We start from the raw sequence: 21431 nt of genomic DNA, 5'->3' as shown, positions 1-21431 counted from the left end.
GATTTTCAAAGTTTTAATATTTTTAGAACGTATACTTTATTTGATGTGAAAGGAGTTTAATGTGACCTATTATGTAAGAGCCCCAGGTACATGTGGGGAATTTCTACAAGGTTCTATTGATGGTCAGTCATTTTTAGTGACATGTCCAATTAATCGATACTCCTACGCATTGAGTAATGTAATACAACCTTTTTCTAAAGAATTTTGTGCACTTCAACCAAAATCGGCACAAGCTCGTAAATTAGTACAAGAGTTGGTCCAAGAAAAAAAGAAAAATCAAATTTGCCCGCCTGTGTATGTAAGATCCGATATTCTACAAGGAAAAGGCATGGCTTCAAGTTCGGCAGATATTTCTGTAACAGCTATGGCTACAGCTTTGGCCATGGACTATGATTTATCATTAAAAGAACTTGAGCAAATTTGTCTATCTGTAGAGCCTACAGATGCCTCTTTTTATCAAGGTGTAACTCAGTTTGATTATATTAAAGGGACTATCTCTAAGCCATTAGGTATGTGCCCACCTTTAAAAATCCTCGTTTTTGACGAAGGCGGTAGCATTGATACAGTTAGCTTTAATAAACAAGCAGATTTACAAAATAAAATTTTAGAAAAAGAATCTATTATACAAGAATCCTTTGATTTGTTTAAACAGGGGCTTACAACGCATGATATAAAGCTTATTGGCCAAGCTGCTACATTGAGTGCCTTTGGCAATCAGCGTATTTTATATAAACCTAATTTATATGACTTTCACGATGTAGGTAATTCTTATAATAGTGTAGGAACAATCATCGCTCATAGCGGAACCATTATGGGACTATTATTCCCCGTTGATTATGGTCGTATTAATGATTGTAAGAATGAGATTTTGCGTAAGTTGCCACAATTAACCTATGTAGATACGGTTGAAACTACGAATGAAGGATTAACTTATATCAAACGATAAAGTATTTCATAGAAAGAGAATAGTATGTCTAAAATACATGGGGGCAATATCTTTCAGTTTGCCCATGAACAACGAATTGAACCATATGAGGTTATTGACTTTAGTGCTAATATCAATCCACTAGGCCCTAGCCAACGTGGCTTATCTGCATTAGAACCTCAATTGCGATATATATCACATTATCCGGATGCTACAAATGATGATATATTAAATGCCATTGCTGATATCTATGGTATGAATAAAAATCAAATTGTAGTTGGCAATGGAGCGGCAGAGCTATTATATGCAATTTGTCGGTTACCTGGCTATACGGGCGCTTTTGTTCCCGCACCAGGTTTTTCTGAATATAAAGCTGCTTTAGAAGCAAGTAGAATTCCAGTACGCGATATTTATTATAGACCACGGGAAGATGAACATGGAAAACCTTATTTTGAGGTTCCTTATTTAGCATTAGAAACTTTTGCAGCCGAGTTAAAAGGGCAAGATGGTCGTATTATTGTATTTCTAGGTAATCCCAATAATCCAGATGGTACGTTACTTGATAAGAACCATATTCGTACTATTGCAAGCATGCTGAAAGATGCTAATAGTTTACTTGTTATAGATGAGTCCTTTATCGATTTTGTTGGTAACGACACATTACAAGATAATGAATACTCCATGCGCTCCCTAGTTAACGAGTTTGATAATATTATCGTGGTTCATTCTTTTACAAAATTCTATGCCGTGCCAGGGCTACGAATTGGTGCTGCTTTCAGCAATCCTCTTATCATTGAGCAACTAAATAGTTTTATTCCAACTTGGTCTGTTAACACATTAGCTCAATCCTATACAGAGGCGGCTTTGAATGATGTAGAGTATGTGAAACGAACAAAACAAGTATTACATGAAGAGCAACTTTTTATGTATAACTCATTAGATACTATAAATGGTATTACTGTATATCCGCCTTCAGCTAATTTTATATTGTTCCACATTGAACAAGAAGGAATAACAGCAGAGTCGATTAATGAAGCGCTTAAAAAATATAATATGATTGTTCGCAACTGTGATTCTTATATGGGATTAAATAATCAATGGGTTCGCGTTGCAATAAAAGATCATGATACTAATGTTAAGTTAGTAGAAAAATTAACAGATATTTTGAAAGTATAGGAAGACTATGAAAACATTGTATATTGTGCGCCATGGTGAAACTGATTGGAACAAAATGGGAAAATACCAAGGCATCACAGATGTTCCACTTAATGAAAATGGTTTAAATCAAGCAAAGGCATGTGGTCAGGCTCTTAAAGATGTTAAATTTGATCGCATATTATCTAGTGATTTGAGTCGTGCTTTAGTTACAGCTGAAGTCATTCGCGGTGAACGTACTACTCCTATTACAGTAGATAAACGCTTACGAGAACTTAATTTTGGTGATTGGGAAGCTATGTTATTTTCAGATATCGAAGATCGTTGGCCTGGTTTGATAGATGAAATGTATTTGCGACCACATCTAGTTAAGGTTCCTAATGGTGAAAGCTTTAAGAATTTACAAGACCGTGCATGGGCAGGTCTAGAGGAATTCATCAATGTTAATAATGAGGAGGAAACACTTCTCATTGCTTGTCATGGTGGAACTATACGAACATTATTGTGTAAATTATTAGATATTTCCATTAGTCATTGTTGGAATTTTAGTCAAGGTAATACAGCAATAAATCGTATATTCTATAATGGCATGGGAGAATTTGATCATAATATTTTAAACTTGCTCAATGATACAGCACACGTAGATGTATTACAAGGTCATGCATAATGCGACTAGATAAATTATTAGCCAATAAAGCTTATGGTAGTCGAAAAGAAGTCCATCAAATCATAAAAGATAGAAGGGTTACCATCAATGGTAGTATAACAACGAAAAAAGATACTCATATTGATATTGATGTTGATATAGTTGCTGTTGATGGTAAGATTGTTAGTACTACTCAACTATATTATGTAAAATTTCATAAGCCAAAGGGCTATGTTACCGCCGTAGAAGATTCTAGTCACCCTGTTGTTATGGATTTACTCCCTCCAGAATTCATAAAAATGGGAGTAGTTCCAGTAGGCAGATTAGATAAGGATACAGAAGGACTTTTACTATTAACTAATGATGGTGTGTGGGGACATTCTATCATCAATGGTAATAAACATGTGCCTAAGGTTTATTACGTAGAATTTGAAGGAACGCTATCTGATGAAGGTATACAACGTATTAAAGAGGGAATTCTTCTTGGAGATGGTACGCAATGTAAACCGGCAGAAATTGAATTTGTATCGTTACATTCAGTACATGTAACAATTGAAGAAGGTAAGTATCATCAAGTTAAGCGCATGATTGGTGCTGCAGGTGGTACTGTAACATATTTGAAACGTCTTACGATTGGTCATATTGATTTAAGTGGCATTGAAGAGGTTGGTTCTGCAATGGAATTGACCGTTGAACAGATAGAGGGCTTTAAAAAATAGCATAAAATTCTATTCAATATAGGTATTTTATGGTAAGATTAATTGTACTTTATAGACTAGGAGCAAGATTATGAATGGATTAAATCTGCTACAACAGTATATTAAAGAGCAAGAATTAACAGGCGTCATTTTAATAAGCCCTATAAATCTACATTATTTTGCAGGCTTTACTGGTACTACAGGCTTTGCTATCATTACTCAAGATAAAGCCTTTATGATTACTGATTTCAGATATACTGAACAAGCAACAAAACAATGTGAAGGGTACACAGTTATTCAATATGAAACAACTGTTATGGATACTCTTGTAGATATATTCAATGAACATCATATTCACGAAGGTTTATTCGGTATAGAAGGCAAACAAATGCCTGTGGATACGTATGAAACTTTATGTGATACATTAGATGAACGCTTTAATTTTACATCTATCAATTTTGCAAAACTACGTGCGGTTAAGCGTGAAGACGAATTAGACTTATTGCGTAAAGCCGCTAAAATTGGTGATGATGCTTTTGCTGCCTTGCTACCACAACTAAAGGTAGAGATGACAGAAAACGAAGCGCGCATTATATTAGAATCAGAAATGTTAAAACGTGGATCAGAGGAACCTTCCTTTGCAACCATTGTTGCTTCTGGTAATCGTTCTAGTATGCCTCATGGTGTAGCCAGTGATAAGGTCATTGAAGCAGGTGATTTTGTTACCTTTGACTTTGGTGCAGTATATAAGGGTTATCATTCTGATATGACTAGAACTATTGTAATGGGGCCTGCCTCTGAATTACAAAAGAAGCTGTATGGTATAGTTTTAGAAGCACAAAAACGTGGCGTAGCTGCAGTTCGGGCTGGTATTACTGGTAAAGAACTTGATGCAGTTTGTCGTGATTATATTAAAGAACATGGATATACCAAGGAATTTAATCATGGTACTGGGCATGGCGTAGGTCTTGAGATTCACGAAGAACCAGTAGCCAATACTAAATCCGATACGGTATTTACAGAAAATATGATCATTACGGTAGAACCTGGCATTTATATAACAGGTACTATCGGATTGAGAATAGAGGATAGTGTCATCGTCAAATCTGACGGCTATGAGGTGTTGACACATAGTCCAAAAGAGTTAATTGAAATAGGTATTTAGAAGGAGAAGAGTTAGATGATTTCCAGTAATGATTTTCGTCCAGGTGTAACCGTTGAAATTGACGGTAATGTATGGCAAGTAGTTGATTTTCAACACGTTAAACCAGGTAAAGGTGCTGCATTCGTACGTACTAAAATGAAAAACTTGCAAACTGGTTCTGTAGTTGAGCGTACATTTAATGCAGGTGAAAAAGTGCCTAAAGCACATGTTGATCGTCGTCGTATGCAATACTTATATGAATCTGATGGCTCTTATACATTCATGGATAACGAAACTTATGATCAAGTTGAACTTACCCTTGAACAATTAGGTGATGCTAAAAACTTCCTTCTTGAAAATATGGAAGTATCCATCATGTTCTTCCAAGGTATCGTAATCGGTATCGATTTACCTGTAGCTGTTGAACTTCGCGTAGTTGAAACAGATCCTGGTATCCGTGGCGATACTGCAACTGGTGGTAATAAACCAGCCGTATTAGAAACAGGCTACACTGTAAAAGTACCTCTCTTCATTGAAGTAGATGATGTACTTCGTATTGATACTCGTACAGGACAATACATCGAACGTGCCTAATACTCATTGATATGTATTGGGGCAAGATCTTTTCAAGGAATCTTATTCCCCATATATCGTAACATTTGCACTGTAAGCACTTGTCGTCTATGTAATTATATATAGGGACAGGTGCTTTTTTTGAAAGAGGCCAGTATGACCAAGAAAAATACTGAACTAGAGTCGGGTAAGATTAAGATTAATGATGATGTATATGCTACAATTGTAACAATGACAGCGCTTGACACAAAGGGAATTCATCATATGAGTTCCACCTTTAATGATGGCGTTAACACTTTTTTTAGACGTAAATCCGATCATGAAGGTGTTAAGATATCCTTTAACGATGAAGGAGCAATATCAGTTACGCTATATGTGTGCATTCAGTATGGATATCGTATTCCTGATGTTGTTTTACGTCTACAAGAGCGCATTAAAACTGCTTTAGTCTCTTATACAGAAATTGAGGTTCAAACTATTGATGTAGTTGTACAAGACATTATTTTTGATGATTTAGTAACACCTCAACAGCCATAGGAGGTATCTCTATGAGTTCAGATAATCAATTAAATTATGGTTTAGACACGGATACCATTGATATTGCAGATTCTGTCATCATTGATGTAGCAACAAAAACTTTAGGAACCATTCCTGGTATTCATTCTTTAAGCCCACGCTTTTACGATGAGTTGGTAGAGGGTATTACCCATGCTTTTGGTCAGCGTAGCTTACCTGGTATCAATGTAAAGCATCGTAAAGGTTTTATTGAAATTAACATTTATATTAAAGCATTGTATGGATATAATCTCATTGAATTATCGAAACAATTGCAATTAGAAATCAAACAAACCTTAAAAAATATGCTAGATCTTGATCATATTAAGGTTGATGTGCATATTGAAGGTATTGTAAAAGAAAAGGAGCCAGTTTTACATGGTAACTAAGCGAAATCGGCGAGAGGCTCGTCAATACGCATTCCAAATGTTATATGCCAATGAATTTCATACTAATCAAAATGATGTTCAATTTCCCGAAGGAAACATTCATAAAGCAATGGATAAGGCATATGCAAATAGTATTATAGAGGGTGTACTATCAAATGTTGAAGCAATTGATGCTACATTACAGCCATTCTGTAAATCTCGTAAAGTAGCAAATTTAGATAAGGTGGATCGTTCTATCTTACGTATTGCTGTTTGGGAAATGACCAATAAAGTGGAACCTTTAGAGCCATCTATTGCTATTAATGAAGCCATTCAATTAGCTAAAGAGTTTGGCTCTGATGCATCTTATAAATTAATTAATGCAATCTTAGACGCATATAATAAGAGTAAATAATGAAACGATATTACTTAGGCATTGATACGAGTTGTTACACTACAAGTTGTGCCATTGTAGATAGCGACTTTCACATAGTAGGGGAAACACGTAAAATCTTAGAGGTAAAACTGGGTGAGCGAGGACTACAACAATCAAATATGGTCTTTCAGCATACAAAGGTATTGCCTAAGTTAATGTCAGAGTTGCCTCAGGTACCAATTAGCGGTATAGGTGTTAGTGGCTTTCCGCGCCGTGAAGAACGATCTTATATGCCTGCCTTTATGGTTGGGTTAGGACAGGGGCAAACCTTGAGTCATCTTATGAATGTGCCTTTACATATTTTTGCACATCAAGAGAATCATATATTAGCAGCTTTGAGGGATTTAAAAAATATTCCTAATGAGCCATTTTTGGCATTACATCTATCAGGTGGCACGACAGAACTAGTATATTGCCATTATCAAGGAAACGGTATTTTTGAATCTCACATCGTTGGTGGTTCTAAAGATTTACAAGGGGGGCAATATGTTGATCGCATAGGTGTCGCGTTGGGTTTACCATTTCCTGCAGGTAAACATTTAGAGGCATTAGCATTACAAACTACAGAATATGAACCATTGCCATCATCTGTAAAAAACGGATGGATTAGCTTTGCCGGTCCTTGTAGTGCTGCTATGCGGCGTATAAATAACGCTATGAGTGATATAGATAAATCTAAGTTAGCTAGAGCTGTTTTTACTTCCATTGGAAATGCTCTAGAAAAAATGATTACTTATCATACTAAAGAGAAATCTGTTCGTGTACTCATTGCTGTAGGTGGTGTGATGAGCAATAGTTTACTTCGTAAGCGGATGGAAACCTATTGTAAACGAAATCATCTCCAATTACATGTAGCACAGCCACAATTCTCTGTTGATAATGCCACAGGTAATGCTTTTGGTGCTGCTTATTTACAAAAATCTAGAGGATAATCGTGAATGTATTAACCATTACACAATTAAACAATCTCATAAAACGTACCTTAGATCGTGAATATCTATTAAAGAATGTATATGTAAGTGGTACCATTATTAATGCAAAACGTCATAGTAGTGGTCACATGTATTTTTCTTTAAAAGATGAGGAATCTGCTATTGATGTGACAATGTGGTCTAGTACAGTCATGCAAAAGGGACTAGCTAATGCCATTCAAAATGGTTTATTAGTAACTGTAAAAGCATCTGTTAACTTTTACAATAAAATGGGCCGTTTAAATCTCATTGCATCAGATATGCAAATAGGTGCTAAAAGTCCGTTGCAGCTTGAATTTGATGCTTTAAAACGAGAGTTAACTGCTTTGGGGTACTTTGATGATAGCCATAAAGTAGGTTTACCCTATATGGCGAGTTGCATTGGTATTGTTACATCCCAATCTGGTGCTGTATTACATGATATTCTACATGTTGGTAAACAACGCAATCCACTAGTTCAATTTAAATTGTTTTCCGTTCCTGTACAAGGTAGTACCGCAGGCCCAATTATAGCAAAAGGAATTGCTACGGCAGATGCTGATCCAGATATTGATGTTATCATCGTTGGTCGTGGCGGTGGATCTATGGAGGACTTGTGGTGTTTCAATGATAGAGTTGTTGTAGAGGCAATTTATAATGCTCATACACCGATTATTTCGGCGGTAGGTCATGAAACAGATTACACCTTATGTGATTATGTAGCTGATGTACGTGGTGCTACGCCTAGCCATGCTGCAGAAATGGCAGTACTTCCAATTACTACATTACAAGATCAGCTGATAGAAAAAGAAGAGTATTTACACGAATATATACGCTATACACTACAACAAAAACGTACAGATTTAACATTGCTCTTTAATCGAAAACTTGGCATTCCAGCTCTGCAATTTTTACATAAGCAAAAATCACACTTACAAGAGCTTTCACAAACTCTAACTAATGCAACTAAAGAACGATGTAATGCAGAGAGACATAACTTAGCATTATTGGCACAACAGTTAGAGTCACTAAATCCATTACAAATGATGATTAAAGGTTTTGCAAAGGTTGAGCATGATAACAAACCTATTACATCGGTTGCCCAATTACAACCAAATGACGATATACGAGTTACACTAGCTGATGGTTATATTACTGCTACGGTAAAGGAGGCGCACAAGGATGGCCACATCACTAAAAAGTTATGAGAAAAAATATAAGGCCTTAGAAGATATTGTTAAGCAATTAGATGATGGGGATATGACCATTTCTGAGCTTTTATCACAATATAAAAAGGGCTTAACTTTGGTAAAAGAATGTGCTGAAATGCTCGATTCTGTTGAAGATGAAGTACAACAAATTATCGAAGAAGTCCGCATCAGCGAATAAGGAGATTCTATGTTCAAAGATTATTTAGCATCTAGCAAACAAAATATTGAACAATGGTTAGGCGAAGTACTTAATAGCCCAAATCAAGAATTTGAACAACTTTATGAATCTATGAATTACAGTTTAATGCAAGGTGGCAAACGAATACGACCTATTTTAACTAAGGCTGTGTTGGAAATGCTTCATAAAGAGCCAGCTGATTATAAGGAATTTCTATGTGCTATGGAGTGTATCCATACGTATTCATTAGTTCATGATGATTTACCAGCTATGGATAATGATGATTATCGCAGAGGTAATTTGACCAATCACAAAGTATACGGTGAGGGACTTGCTATTTTAGCCGGTGATGGGTTATTAACATATGCCTTTCAATTGATGACTTCAAATACAGTTGCTAGTGCACAGCAAAAACTAGATGCTATACAATGTGTTGCTACTGCTGCTGGTCCAGAAGGTATGGTTGGGGGACAAGCCTTTGATTTGCTCAGTGAAGATAAACATATTCCTTTAGAAGAATTAAAGGTTTTACATACTGGTAAAACAGGTGCACTATTTAACGCTTCTGTAGAATTAGGTCTTATTCTTGGAAGTGCTAATAATACTACGCGAACAGCCCTTATGGAATATTCTAATTGCCTGGGATTATTATTCCAAATTACTGATGATATTTTAGATGTAACCGGTACTATTGAAGAATTAGGGAAAACACCCGGTAGTGATATTCGCCAACATAAATCTACCTATGTATCTTTACTAGGTTTAGAGCAAGCAAAACATCAATCCTACTTAGTAGGTAGCCAAGCTCATGATGCGTTAAATTTGGTTTCTTATGATACAACTATACTATCAGCATTAATTGATTATCTTTTAGAACGTACGAATTAATGGGTATTACCTGTAGAAGGTATAAACAATGATTGATATATTACCACAAATAGCACATAATTATATCGCACAAGCTGCATTTTGGGGCTGGTTTACGGCTCAAGCTATCAAATTTGTATGGCAACTCTTAAAACATGGTAAATTCCGTCCAGAACGCCTTGTTGGATCTGGTGGTTTTCCAAGTTCACATACATCATTTGTAATTGCTACAACAACAGCGATTTACCTTAAAAATGGTGTAACGGATCTATTTATATTATCCTTAGTATTTTCAATTATTGTTATGTATGATGCGTCTGGTGTACGATTAGAGGCAGGACGACAAGCTCAAATACTTAATCAAATTGTAGATTATTTTACAAAAAAAAATATACCTGTTGTCATTACACGTAAAGAAGCATTAAAAGAGTTGTTGGGACATACACCTATCGAAGTATTTGGTGGTTTAATTCTCGGTATTCTCGTGGCCTTTATTCAGTTTTATTGTATTTATCATGGTGTAATATGAACAATAAAGAACGATTAGATATACTCCTCGTTAATCGAGGCCTTTTTGAAAGTAGAGAAAAAGCAAAAGCAGCTATTATGGCGGGCCTTATATTTATGGATACTACGCGCATAGATAAAGCAGGCACCAAGATTCCTGCGGATGCTAATATTATTGTAAAAGGCAATACCCTACCTTATGTAAGCCGTGGAGGACTTAAATTAGAAAAGGCTATTCAAACTTACCCTATCGATTTACATGGGGCTGTGATGATTGATATAGGAGCTAGTACAGGTGGTTTTTCAGATTGCGCATTACAAAACGGTGCGTCTAAGGTTTTTGCCATCGATGTAGGATATAATCAATTAGCTTGGAAATTACGCCAAGATTCACGTGTAATTAATATGGAGAAACAAAATATCCGTACTGTTACTGCTGAACAAATAGGTGAACTTGTTGATTTTATTTCTATTGATGTAGCATTTATTTCTTTAGACAAAGTTTTACCAGTAGCTACTAATTTATTAAAAGATACGGGCTCACTTGTGGCCTTAATAAAACCACAATTTGAGGCTGGTAAAGAAAATGTTGGTAAGGGCGGTATAGTGCGAGATAGTGAAATCCATAAAGAAGTTTTACATCGTATTTTACACGTTGCGTATGATTGTGGATTGTATACACATGGCTTAACTTTCTCACCAATTAAAGGTATGGAAGGTAATATAGAGTTTTTAGGTTATTTTAAAAAGTACGAAGAAGGGGCCTTAACCATTGATGATACTTTGATTGATACAGTGGTTGCAGAAGCCCATTCATTATAGGAGATTACTATGCGTATCGGATTCTTTCCCAATATGGGGAAAAGCAATATTATGGCAGTTCTAAAAATGGCTGCACATATTTGTAAAGATGAAGGTATCGAAGTATTTTTGCCAGATGATCTCGAATCAGATGCACCTGCACGAGTACTTAAGATTCCTGAAACTCATATTTTAAGTCGCCCAGAAATCTTTAAACAAATCGATATTGCCTTTAGTTTTGGTGGTGATGGTACCATCATCCATCTTGCAAGACAAATTTATCCATATAATGTACCTGTTTGTGGTATTAATCTTGGCGAACTAGGTTTTTTAAATCAAATTGAAATTCATCAAATGCAAAGTCATATTAAACGTATTGCTAATGGTGATTATAATATTGAAAAGCGTGGACATTTATATGCTTATATAGAACGTCATGAGGGTAAAGAGGAAGAACTTGTTCCTATCATTAACGAAATTGTTATCACTCGTGCTGAGCCTGCTAAAATGGCTCGAATTAATATGTCCATAAATAATCAACACACGCAAATGTATCCATCGGATGGTTTAATTATTTCCTCTGCTACAGGTTCTACCGGCTATAATCTATCGGCTGGTGGTCCAATCATGAAACCAGATAATCGATCTATCATTGTCACCCCAGTAGCACCACATTTAATTCAAGGTGTAAGCCTTGTTTTAGAGGAACATGATACGATTCAAATTACAATGCCGGAAAGAGAACCACAATTACATATTTGTATTGATGGTACATTTGACTATACTTTTACAAATAAAGAAACCTTACATATAAGCTCTAACCCTGTATATTGTTTATTTGTACGATACAAGGATCAATGTTTCTTTGGTACACTATTTAAAAAGTTAGCATCTCGTCGAGATGAATTATTATAACCAAATCTCAAGTGGGGTGGTTTTGTGATTAACATTAACAATGCTGTTCAATTCCAACATTTAATCTGGGATAGATGTATGGAAAATGCCAAAGTGGTAGTAGATGCTACATGTGGTAATGGCCATGATCTTTTATACCTTTCTAAACGGGCACAAAAGGCATGCCATCTATATGGAATTGATATTCAAATGAAAGCTATTAAAACTAGCAAGGAGCTTTTACAATCAAATGATATTGCGCCAGAAGTGAGTTTAACGTTTATTCATGACTCTCATGATTTGGCAGTAGCTCATCAATTAAAGGATGAAGTTATTGATTTAATGATTTTTAATCTAGGATATTTACCTGGAGGAGATCACCAAGTTGTAACAAAACCGCATCAAACCATTGATGCCATAAATGAAGGTTTACACAAACTTTCCAAGTCTGGAGTTATTACAATAGTTGCTTACCCTGGAACAACAGAGGGATTTGAAGAAATGCAGTCTCTTAAATCGTATTTATCAGATTTAGATCAGAAAATATATAATGTATGCCATTGGCATCCGATGAACCAAATACATAATCCACCTGAGTTATTTATATTGCAAAAACGATAAAACGAAATATATCTTTATTCATTATGAATAAAACTCATACTCAGTTAGTAAACCCCCCTTTATAGGGGATTTTAATTATACATGTATATTTTTCTATTTTTAAATTATTAATTCCCTATAAATAGATGAACCTTATGAGCTATGAATTTGTACGTTATCAATATATAGAATATTAACAATATTTTAAATATTAATATAATATGCATAAGACGTATAATATATGCGATTTATACCATATATTAATTATGAATATATGGTATAATATTATCAGAAAGATACTATTCTCTTTTATGTGCAAGGTTTAAAAAAGGGAGTTCAAAATGAAACGCTATCGCTATAACAAAATTAAAGAGATCGTGCAGTCCAAGGCGATTGAAACACAAGAGGAATTAGCTGCGGCTTTACTAGAAGAAGGTATTGAAGTTACACAAGCTACAGTTTCTCGTGATATTAAGGAATTAATGTTAATCAAAATTCCTACAGGCGATGGACATTATCGTTATGCATTATCTCCAGAGGAAAATGTAGTTTTATCTCGTAGTCGTATTAACCGACTATTCCAAGATTCTTTGATTAAAGTTGATCACAGTTTAAACCAAGTTGTATTACATACAATCCCTGGTTCTGCTCAATCTGTAGCATTTTCTATCGACCATGCAAAATGGACTGAAATTATTGGTACATTAGCAGGGGACGATACTATTTTGTTAATTGCAAAATCCGAAGCTGAAGTTCCAGCAATTTTAGCGAAAATTCAAGATTTAATGAAGGACTAATAATATGTTAACGCAAATGAGCATTCGCAACTTTGCGTTGATTGAGCAAATGAATATTTCATTTAATGATGGCATTACTATCTTTACCGGCGAAACTGGGGCAGGGAAATCCATTCTTATGGATGCCTTTAGTATCCTATTAGGAGAACGCGCAAGTAGCGAGTTTATTCGTCACGGTAAAGATAGTTTTGTTATTGATGGAATATTTGATATTGCTAATCACCAAAGTATTCAAGACCTATTAGAGTCTAAAAATATCATGATAGAAGAAGGCCAGTTAATTCTATCAAGATCCTTTAACCGTAATGGCAAATCTAGTATATTGGCTAATGATCAACCAATACCTTTAAAAGCTTTAAAGGAGATTGGTCAATACTTAGCAGATATTCACGGACAATATAGCAACCAACGTTTACTAGACGCTGATACACATCATGAATATTTAGATACTTTTAATAAAGAAGGAAAGGAAGCCTATAAAGCTTATACTGATGCGTATAAAATTTATAAGCAAGCAAAACAAGATGTAGATCATTTACAAGAAAATATGTCTGAGCGAGCCCGGGAGCTTGATATGCTTAGATACCAAATCGATGAAATTGAAGATGCTGGTCTGAGTGTTGGTGAAGATGTAACTATTGCAGAAGAACTTAAGCGTCTTGACAGTTTTGAACATATCGATAAGGTTTTAGGTTCTTGTTATGATGCCTTTTATAATGGACGTCAACCATTACTTGATACGATTAACTCGATTAAGGTAGAGGTTAATGATCTAGTAAAATATGACAGCGAGTTAAAAGAAGTCTCAGAAATGGTGGACTCTGCTTATTTCCAACTAGAAGAAGCTGCACAATCTTTAGATCGTTACAGGGATACTATCAGCTACGATGAAGAGCGTTATAAATATTGCCAAGACAGAGATACCACAATTTATAGCTTAAAGAAAAAATATGGTGAAACCGTAGAAGATATTCTAGCATACGAAGAAAAGGCGCAATCTCGTTTAGAAGAACTAGAAGACCTTGTATTTGCTCAAGATGAATTAGAAACTCGTCTTGAAGAAGCAAAAAAGGTAGCAGAAGAAGCGTTAACAGTTTTACACGAGGTACGTCAAAAAAATGCAAAAGATATTGCTACGGCCTTACATCAAGAATTAGTGGATCTAGGGATGCCCAAAGGGGATATTCAATTTCATATTGAAGAGGGGACTGAGTTATCCTCATTAGGTGCAAAGTCTATTGAAATGCTATTCTCTGCGAATAAAGGGGAACAGTTATTACCTCTACATAAAGTAGCATCTGGCGGTGAGTTAGCTCGCATTGCATTAGCCTTTAAATCAGTATTCCGTAGTGACGCTTTTAAAACGATGGTATTTGACGAAATTGACGTTGGTATCAGTGGTGATATAGCACTTAAGGTGGCAGAAAAAATACTTAATTTATCTAGAACAAATCAAGTATTTTGTATTACTCATTTGCCTCAAACTGCAAGTATTGCGAAACAACACTATCATCTATCTAAAATCGAGCAAGATGATCGTACAATCTCTACATTAGTAGTCTTAAATGAGGAAGAACGAGTAACTCAAATCGCGTCTATGATGTCTGGTAAGGAAATGTCTGCTACAGCACTTGCGGCGGCGAAAGAACTTATTGACCATTTTAATTGACTAAAATCGCATAATTACTTATACTAATAGTATTAAATGAATATGTTGATAGAGGTGCGAGTATTAAGAGTAATCATGAGGAGTAGGCATGCATTGATCCATGATAAAAGGGATGCTTGCCGAAGTTCGATGATTGCGACTCATCGTTCTGGTTGTCTATTTAATAGATAGACAACTGTCATCAATCTTGTATTGGTGGAGTGCTATCATTGAGCTTTTCGTAAGAGTATATATAGTTATATAATCTATAAGGCCAGTGGATGCATCCACTGGCTTTTTTGGAGGTATATATGATTCGAGTAATGGTAAATGGCGCTGGCGGCAAAATGGGTCGTGAAGTGGTCAAAGCAGTACATAACGATCCTGATTTAACATTAGTTGGTGGTATTGATCCGACTAAGGCAGGGGAAGATGTAGGCTCTGTAGCAGGAATCGAACAATTAGGTATCAAGATAAATGCCTCCATCGATGAGGTATTAGATACAAATAAACCTGCTGTGATTGTAGATTTCACTAATCCTGCAGTTATTTATGAAAACGCGAAGAAAATGTTATCTGCTGGTATTCATGTAGTCATCGGTACTACAGGATTGACCGCAGAACAACGTGATGAACTTGATACAATAGGTCGTTCCAATCAAGCGAATTGCTTAGTGGCGCCAAACTTTTCTCTTGGGGCGGTAATGATGATGAAAGTGTCTGCAGAGCTCGCTCCATATTTCCCTAATGTAGAAATTATAGAATTACATCATAATCACAAATACGATGCGCCTTCTGGCACAGCTATTTTAACAGCTAAATTGATTAACGATGCTAAACAAGCTGCTAAGGTAACTGCTGATGAGGATTTAACTCGTGAAAGCTTACCAGGTGCTCGTGGTGCTAAGGTTGACGATGTAACAATTCATAGTGTACGCCTTCCAGGTTATGTGGCTCATCAAGAAGTATTATTTGGTGGTTATGATGAAACATTAACCATACGTCATGATAGCTTAAGCCGTTTATCTTTTATGCCAGGCGTAGTATTAGCATGTAAAAAAATTAGTTCTAAAACTGGCTTAACATACGGTTTAGAACATTATTTATAATTTTTGTGCAAGGAGATGTATCAATGAAAAAACCTAATGTTGCTATTCTAGGTGCTACTGGTGCAGTAGGTGCTGAATTTATTACACTTATTGAAGAACGTAACTTTCCTTATGAAAACTTAAAACTATTAGCTTCCGCTCGTTCTGCAGGTACAGAACTTACTGTGAATGGTAAAACATATATTGTAGAAGAAGCAAAACCTGAATCTTTTGATAATATTGATATTGCGCTATTTGCAGGTGGCTCTATATCTAAAACATTAGCGCCTGAAGCCGCTAAACGCGGTGCTATTGTAATCGATAACTCTAGTGCATTCCGTATGGATCCTGAAGTTCCACTCGTAGTACCAGAAGTTAACCCAGAAGATATTTTGAAACATAAAGGTATCATTGCAAATCCTAACTGCTCTACAATTATCATGAGTTTAGGATTAAAACCTCTTCATGATCTCTCTCCAATTAAACGTGTAGTTGTAAGTACATACCAAGCTGTATCTGGGGCAGGTAAAGAAGGTATTGAAGAACTTGAAAATCAAGTAAAACAATATACTGCAGGCGAAGAAATGACAGCAAATCTGTTGCCAACTGGCTCTGCTCCTAAACACTATCCTGTAGCATTCAACTTATTGCCACAAATTGATGTGTTCTTAGAAAATGATTATACTAAAGAAGAAATGAAGATGGTTTACGAAACGCAAAAAATTCTTCATGACGAAACTATTCAAGTAGTTCCAACTACAGTTCGTGTTCCTGTATATCGCTCTCATTCTGAATCTGTCTTGGTAGAAACAGCAGAACCTGTATCTGTAGAGGCTTTCAAGGCGGCATGTGAAAAATTCCCTGGTTTACAAGTTAAAGATAATCCTGCTGAACAAATTTACCCTATGCCATTGTATACATCTAATCAAAACGACTGTGAAATAGGTCGTATTCGTAAAGACTTATACAATGACAACGGTATGAACTTCTGGATTGTAGGGGACCAAATTCGTAAAGGTGCAGCTCTTAATGCGTTGCAAATTGCTGAGTACTTGGTGGAAAAACAAGCATTTTAATCTATCAAGGGGAGGATATATATGAAAACCTTTGGTCGAGTGTTAACAGCTATGGTGACATCCTTTAATAGTGATGGATCTGTAAATATTGAAAATTGTATAGATATCGCCAATTATCTGTTAGATAATGGCTCTGATGGTCTTGTAGTTTGTGGTACAACGGGTGAAAACCCAACTATGTCTAGAGACGAAAAATTAGCTCTATTTAATGCGATTGCAAAAGAATGTGGACATAAAGGTTCGATTATTGCCAATGTAGGCAGTAACGATACAAAAGCTTCTGCAGACTTTGTAAAGGAAGTCTCTAAAATCGATGGTATCGATGGTTTGCTAGTTGTAGTACCTTATTACAATAAACCTAACCAACAAGGTCAATATTTGCATTTTAAAACTATTGCAGAAGCTACTACATTGCCAATTATGGTGTATAATGTACCAAGTCGTGTGGGGACAGGTATTTTCCCAACTACCTTAGTTCAACTACATAACGAATATCCACATATTTGTGCTATCAAAGAGGCAAGTGGTAATTTAATGATTGCTTCTGAAATTAAGCGCTTAATGCCTGGAGATGATTTCATGGTATATAGTGGGGACGATGGTCTTACATTACCGATGTTATCCGTTGGAGGATGTGGAGTCGTATCTGTAGTATCTCATGTAGCAGGCAAAGATATGAATGCTATGATTCAAGCTTATGAATCTGGTCATAACCACGAAGCGATTCGTATTCATCAAGCCTTATCAGAAATCATAAAAGCAATGTTCATCACCACAAATCCGATTCCTGTCAAATATGCAGCCCGTAAAATTGGCTTACCTGTGGGAAAATTTAATTTACCAATGTGTGAACCGACGGCTGATGAAGCAGCATATATTGATAAAGCATTAGCAGAATATCTAAAATAAAATATCAGTATAAAATAAAAACCAGTAACTACATTGTAGCTACTGGTTTTTATTTTATACTACAATCTTACTGTTATTTTTGATTAGAGTGACATTATTTGTATTATATTAATTGTATTTTAATGTAAAAATTTATAATTATGGTATAATTTCTCTGGAGATAGTATTTTTAACTATACTCTAGTCTACTGTTAATTCATGATAAACAGACAAATTGTGAAAGTTCGAACCGACCAATATGGCGGGTACATTTATAACACAAGGAGTTTAGCATGATACTAACAATGTTAAAAGGTAAGATTCACAGAGCTACTGTGACACAAGCAGAACTTGATTATGTAGGGAGCATTACGATTGATACTGATTTATTGAATGCATCCGGAATACGAGAATATGAACAAGTTCAAATTGTAAACATTAATAATGGAGCGCGTTTTAGTACATATACTATTGCCGGAGAAGCAGGTAGTGGTGTTATATGTTTAAATGGTGCTGCCGCACGACATGTACAAGTACATGATAAGATAATTATCATGTGTTATGCACAGCTTGATGAAAGCGAAGTTGAGAGCCATAATCCTCTCGTTGTATTTGTAGATAACAATAACAAGATAAGTCATATAAAAAACTATGAGAAACATGGTTTATTAGTTGATCAAAAATAATTGTCATTGATCGAATTACAGTAGACTGTATAGGAGACTATCTTCGTATTTACAATATAACGGAGGAATATAATGGAATTTATAACAATTATCGAAAATGTACGGAATACAGTAAATAGCTGGAGAAAAGAAGGTTACACAATTGGTTTTGTACCAACCATGGGATTCTTACATGAAGGACATGCTGCATTAATAGATCAAGCTAGAAAAAATAACGATAAGGTCATTGTCTCTATATTTGTAAATCCTATTCAATTTGGAGAAAATGAAGACTTAAGTACTTACCCTCGTGATATTAATAGCGATAAAAAGTTATGTGAATCACATGGTGTCGATCTTATTTTTGCTCCAAATCCGGAGGAAATGTACCAAGATAAAAAGGCATTTGTAAACATTGCGGATTTATCTGATACATTGTGTGGTATTCGCAGACCAATTCACTTTAAAGGCGTTTGCACTGTGGTGGCAAAATTCTTTAATATTACTCAACCAACAAATGCGTATTTTGGTGAAAAAGATGCACAGCAATTAGCCATTATACGTAAAATGGTCTTTGATTTAAATTTTCCTGTCAATATTATTGGTGTTCCCATTGTTCGTGAAAAAGATGGTTTAGCAAAATCTTCTCGTAATACATATTTGTCTAGTGAAGAACGGAAAGCTGCAACCATATTGTATAAAGCTATTCAATTGGGAAAACAAACTATACAATATGGTTGCCCTGCTAAATGTATCATTGATACTATGACAGACACTATACAAACCGAACCACTTGCTAAAATAGATTATATTTCAGTTGTTGATGCTAAGACTATGCAACCTGTACAAGAGGTTACTGCCCCAGTATTAGTGGCTATGGCTATATATATTGGTTCTACACGACTTATCGATAACTTCTCATACGATCCAAAATAAGGAGAGAAGTTATGAATCATTTACTTACACTCAACAACGTCCTTTCCAAATACTTAATTTTTATAATCCTAGGCTTTTCATGTATTGCCTATATAGTACCAGAATACTTTACTTGGGCAATCGCTTATACACCATTCTTACTTGGTATAGCCATGTTTGGCATGGGGCTTACTATTAAGTTTGAAAGCTTATGTAGTATTCTTAGACATCCAAAAGATATTTGTATTGGTGTACTTGCACAATATACAATAATGCCTCTATTAGCTTGGGGAATTTGCCATATATTTACCTTATCACCAGATATTGTTATTGGTGTAATATTAGTAGGTTGTTGTCCCGGTGGGACAGCCAGTAATGTTATAACCTATATTGCCAATGGTGATGTCCCTTTATCTGTAGGAATGACAATTACTTCAACATTAATAGCTCCCATAGTTACACCATTATTAATCTTATATATCGGTGGCGCATGGGTAGATGTTCAAGTACTACCTATGATGATCACTATGGTAAAAGTTATTATTGCGCCAATCTTATTGGGCGCAGTAATCCAATATGTATGTAAATCACATATCAATACTTTAACCAGCATTAGTCCAATCTTCTCAATGATTGCTATTATACTGTTAATAGCAGCCATTATTGCTATTAACAAAGAGAAATTATTGATTTCTGGGCTTGAAACACTTATTGTTGTTGGTATACATAATATACTAGGTCTACTACTAGGATTAGGTGTAGGAGCACTGCTTAAATTAAGATATGATAAAACTACAGCGCTAGCAATAGAGGTAGGAATGCAAAATAGTGGTTTAGCCGTAACATTGGCAGCAACAAATTTTGCATTAAATCCATTAGCAACGCTAGTAGGGGCTATTTTTAGTGTATGGCATAATATATCAGGTGCTATTTTTGCTACTCTACGGAGAGAAAATAGTTTACATTAAAAATAAACTTTATACATGCAACAAAAAAACGGCAACAATATGTTGCCGTTTTTTGTTGCTTATATTCTATCTCGTACAAGACCAATTACAAGGCCCTCAATATGACAATCATCTACAATGATTGGATCAAAATCATCATTTTCAGGTTGTAAACGAATATGACCATTTTCTTTATAAAAACGTTTTACGGTTGCCTCATCATCGATGCGAGCAACAACAACATCACCGTTATTAGCAGTATTTTGATGCCGCACGATGAGCATATCACCTTCATACATACCGATATTCATCATAGATTCGCCTTGAACACGTAATAAAAAACAGTCAGAATCGCCAGTCAATTGAACTGGCAATGTAAGCGTGGACTCTAGGTTTTCTACTGCAGTAATAGGCATACCTGCTTGTACAGTACCGATAAGAGGTACTTGTTTAAGACCTGCACCTAAAAACTCAAAGTTATCAGAGCTAGACGTTTCATTACCAGTTACTGAGATAGAAGGTTTAGTATCTTCTAAAACAGTAATAGCACGATTTTTATTTGGATCACGCTTAATATAGCCAAATTTTTCTAGCGCATTTAAATGAGATTGAACAGTAGAAGTGGAACTTAGCCCTACATGTGTACAGATTTCACGAACTGTAGGACATCGATATTCATTATGTAATGAATCTTTTATAAAGTCTAATATACGGCGCTGTTTTGTATTAATATCTGTAGCAGGGCGTCTCACGATAAACCTCCAAAGTCAATCTAATGTCAAAAAATGTAAATATAACTATGCGTAAAAATTACCACATAACGTACTATATAATAAAAATATAAGATATTTACTTAACTTATATACCTATTATAGGCAATTTTAAAAGTTTTTGCAAAC

Annotated in this window: 26 protein-coding genes and 1 riboswitch; of the genes, 25 read left to right on the top strand and 1 reads right to left on the bottom strand. The window is 35.4% G+C overall.

Annotation, left to right across the window (positions count from 1 at the left end; genetic code table 11):
- Positions 1-61: 61 nt before the first annotated feature.
- From FNLLGLLA_RS05110 to FNLLGLLA_RS04990, 25 genes are all read left to right on the top strand, one after another.
- The gene (locus tag FNLLGLLA_RS05110) at positions 62-946 is read left to right on the top strand and encodes a GHMP family kinase ATP-binding protein (protein WP_021148137.1); all 885 of its coding nucleotides are present in this window, start codon (positions 62-64) and stop codon (positions 944-946) included.
- Between the two features lie 24 nt (positions 947-970).
- Entirely contained in the window at positions 971-2101 is a 1131-nt protein-coding gene (locus FNLLGLLA_RS05105; RefSeq protein WP_008713893.1) for a pyridoxal phosphate-dependent aminotransferase, read from the top strand.
- A gap of 7 nt (positions 2102-2108) precedes the next feature.
- The gene (gene cobC / locus FNLLGLLA_RS05100; RefSeq protein WP_004697091.1) at positions 2109-2747 is read left to right on the top strand and encodes an alpha-ribazole phosphatase; all 639 of its coding nucleotides are present in this window, start codon (positions 2109-2111) and stop codon (positions 2745-2747) included.
- Positions 2747-3445: a pseudouridine synthase gene (locus tag FNLLGLLA_RS05095; protein ID WP_008713895.1), complete on the top strand. Its 699-nt coding sequence runs from the start codon at positions 2747-2749 to the stop codon at positions 3443-3445. Before cobC ends, FNLLGLLA_RS05095 begins: the two co-directional genes overlap by 1 nt.
- A gap of 70 nt (positions 3446-3515) precedes the next feature.
- Positions 3516-4589 (top strand): M24 family metallopeptidase, encoded by a 1074-nt coding sequence (locus FNLLGLLA_RS05090; RefSeq protein WP_008713897.1) that lies wholly within the window; start codon positions 3516-3518, stop codon positions 4587-4589.
- 15 nt (positions 4590-4604) lie between these two features.
- Positions 4605-5162 (top strand): elongation factor P, encoded by a 558-nt coding sequence (gene efp / locus FNLLGLLA_RS05085; protein ID WP_004695799.1) that lies wholly within the window; start codon positions 4605-4607, stop codon positions 5160-5162.
- A gap of 135 nt (positions 5163-5297) precedes the next feature.
- The gene (locus tag FNLLGLLA_RS05080) at positions 5298-5678 is read left to right on the top strand and encodes an Asp23/Gls24 family envelope stress response protein (RefSeq protein WP_004695801.1); all 381 of its coding nucleotides are present in this window, start codon (positions 5298-5300) and stop codon (positions 5676-5678) included.
- Positions 5679-5689: 11 nt separating this feature from the next.
- The gene (locus FNLLGLLA_RS05075) at positions 5690-6085 is read left to right on the top strand and encodes an Asp23/Gls24 family envelope stress response protein (protein ID WP_004695803.1); all 396 of its coding nucleotides are present in this window, start codon (positions 5690-5692) and stop codon (positions 6083-6085) included.
- Positions 6075-6479 carry a transcription antitermination factor NusB gene (nusB, locus tag FNLLGLLA_RS05070; RefSeq protein ID WP_004695805.1) on the top strand — a complete coding sequence of 135 codons (405 nt, stop codon included), beginning with the start codon at positions 6075-6077 and terminating at the stop codon, positions 6477-6479. The genes FNLLGLLA_RS05075 and nusB overlap by 11 nt, the downstream gene beginning before the upstream one ends.
- Positions 6479-7432 carry a Kae1-like domain-containing protein gene (locus tag FNLLGLLA_RS05065; RefSeq protein ID WP_156697542.1) on the top strand — a complete coding sequence of 318 codons (954 nt, stop codon included), beginning with the start codon at positions 6479-6481 and terminating at the stop codon, positions 7430-7432. The genes nusB and FNLLGLLA_RS05065 overlap by 1 nt, the downstream gene beginning before the upstream one ends.
- A 2-nt stretch (positions 7433-7434) precedes the next feature.
- Positions 7435-8658: an exodeoxyribonuclease VII large subunit gene (gene xseA / locus FNLLGLLA_RS05060; protein WP_156697543.1), complete on the top strand. Its 1224-nt coding sequence runs from the start codon at positions 7435-7437 to the stop codon at positions 8656-8658.
- A complete protein-coding gene (gene xseB / locus FNLLGLLA_RS05055; RefSeq protein ID WP_119562956.1) occupies positions 8633-8839 on the top strand; it encodes an exodeoxyribonuclease VII small subunit in 207 nt (68 codons plus the stop codon). The genes xseA and xseB overlap by 26 nt, the downstream gene beginning before the upstream one ends.
- Before the next feature lie 9 nt (positions 8840-8848).
- The gene (locus FNLLGLLA_RS05050; protein ID WP_105086510.1) at positions 8849-9727 is read left to right on the top strand and encodes a polyprenyl synthetase family protein; all 879 of its coding nucleotides are present in this window, start codon (positions 8849-8851) and stop codon (positions 9725-9727) included.
- A 28-nt stretch (positions 9728-9755) separates the two neighbouring features.
- The gene (locus tag FNLLGLLA_RS05045; protein ID WP_105086509.1) at positions 9756-10235 is read left to right on the top strand and encodes a divergent PAP2 family protein; all 480 of its coding nucleotides are present in this window, start codon (positions 9756-9758) and stop codon (positions 10233-10235) included.
- Positions 10232-11035 (top strand): TlyA family RNA methyltransferase, encoded by an 804-nt coding sequence (locus FNLLGLLA_RS05040; RefSeq protein ID WP_105086508.1) that lies wholly within the window; start codon positions 10232-10234, stop codon positions 11033-11035. The genes FNLLGLLA_RS05045 and FNLLGLLA_RS05040 overlap by 4 nt, the downstream gene beginning before the upstream one ends.
- Before the next feature lie 9 nt (positions 11036-11044).
- Positions 11045-11929 (top strand): NAD(+)/NADH kinase, encoded by an 885-nt coding sequence (locus FNLLGLLA_RS05035; RefSeq protein WP_119562958.1) that lies wholly within the window; start codon positions 11045-11047, stop codon positions 11927-11929.
- 24 nt (positions 11930-11953) lie between these two features.
- Positions 11954-12529, top strand: coding sequence for a tRNA 5-(aminomethyl)-2-thiouridylate-methyltransferase MnmM (gene mnmM / locus FNLLGLLA_RS05030; protein ID WP_004695822.1), 576 nt, complete (start codon positions 11954-11956; stop codon positions 12527-12529).
- Between the two features lie 320 nt (positions 12530-12849).
- The gene (gene argR, locus FNLLGLLA_RS05025; RefSeq protein ID WP_004695825.1) at positions 12850-13305 is read left to right on the top strand and encodes an arginine repressor; all 456 of its coding nucleotides are present in this window, start codon (positions 12850-12852) and stop codon (positions 13303-13305) included.
- 4 nt (positions 13306-13309) lie between these two features.
- A complete protein-coding gene (recN, locus tag FNLLGLLA_RS05020) occupies positions 13310-14974 on the top strand; it encodes a DNA repair protein RecN (RefSeq protein ID WP_156697544.1) in 1665 nt (554 codons plus the stop codon).
- Between the two features lie 41 nt (positions 14975-15015).
- Positions 15016-15188, top strand: a riboswitch (Lysine riboswitch).
- Between the two features lie 76 nt (positions 15189-15264).
- Positions 15265-16062, top strand: a complete 798-nt coding sequence (gene dapB, locus FNLLGLLA_RS05015; RefSeq protein ID WP_021148150.1) for a 4-hydroxy-tetrahydrodipicolinate reductase — start codon at positions 15265-15267, stop codon at positions 16060-16062.
- 23 nt (positions 16063-16085) lie between these two features.
- Entirely contained in the window at positions 16086-17117 is a 1032-nt protein-coding gene (locus FNLLGLLA_RS05010; RefSeq protein ID WP_021148151.1) for an aspartate-semialdehyde dehydrogenase, read from the top strand.
- A gap of 21 nt (positions 17118-17138) precedes the next feature.
- A complete protein-coding gene (gene dapA / locus FNLLGLLA_RS05005) occupies positions 17139-18026 on the top strand; it encodes a 4-hydroxy-tetrahydrodipicolinate synthase (RefSeq protein WP_021148152.1) in 888 nt (295 codons plus the stop codon).
- A gap of 272 nt (positions 18027-18298) precedes the next feature.
- Entirely contained in the window at positions 18299-18691 is a 393-nt protein-coding gene (gene panD, locus FNLLGLLA_RS05000; protein WP_004695834.1) for an aspartate 1-decarboxylase, read from the top strand.
- A gap of 72 nt (positions 18692-18763) precedes the next feature.
- On the top strand, positions 18764-19606 hold the full coding sequence (gene panC / locus FNLLGLLA_RS04995; protein WP_021148153.1) for a pantoate--beta-alanine ligase: 843 nt from the start codon (positions 18764-18766) through the stop codon (positions 19604-19606).
- Positions 19607-19617: 11 nt separating this feature from the next.
- Positions 19618-20553, top strand: coding sequence for a bile acid:sodium symporter family protein (locus FNLLGLLA_RS04990; RefSeq protein WP_021148154.1), 936 nt, complete (start codon positions 19618-19620; stop codon positions 20551-20553).
- 59 nt (positions 20554-20612) lie between these two features.
- Here the strand turns inward: FNLLGLLA_RS04990 and lexA are convergent, their stop codons facing one another.
- Complete coding sequence (gene lexA, locus FNLLGLLA_RS04985; RefSeq protein WP_012864371.1) at positions 20613-21284, bottom strand: transcriptional repressor LexA; 672 nt, start codon at positions 21282-21284, stop codon at positions 20613-20615.
- Positions 21285-21431 lie beyond the last annotated feature (147 nt).

Source organism: Veillonella parvula, from assembly GCF_902810435.1.
In the GTDB taxonomy this organism is placed as follows: Bacteria; Bacillota; Negativicutes; order Veillonellales; family Veillonellaceae; genus Veillonella.
This window is presented reverse-complemented; position numbering and strand designations above follow the sequence as displayed.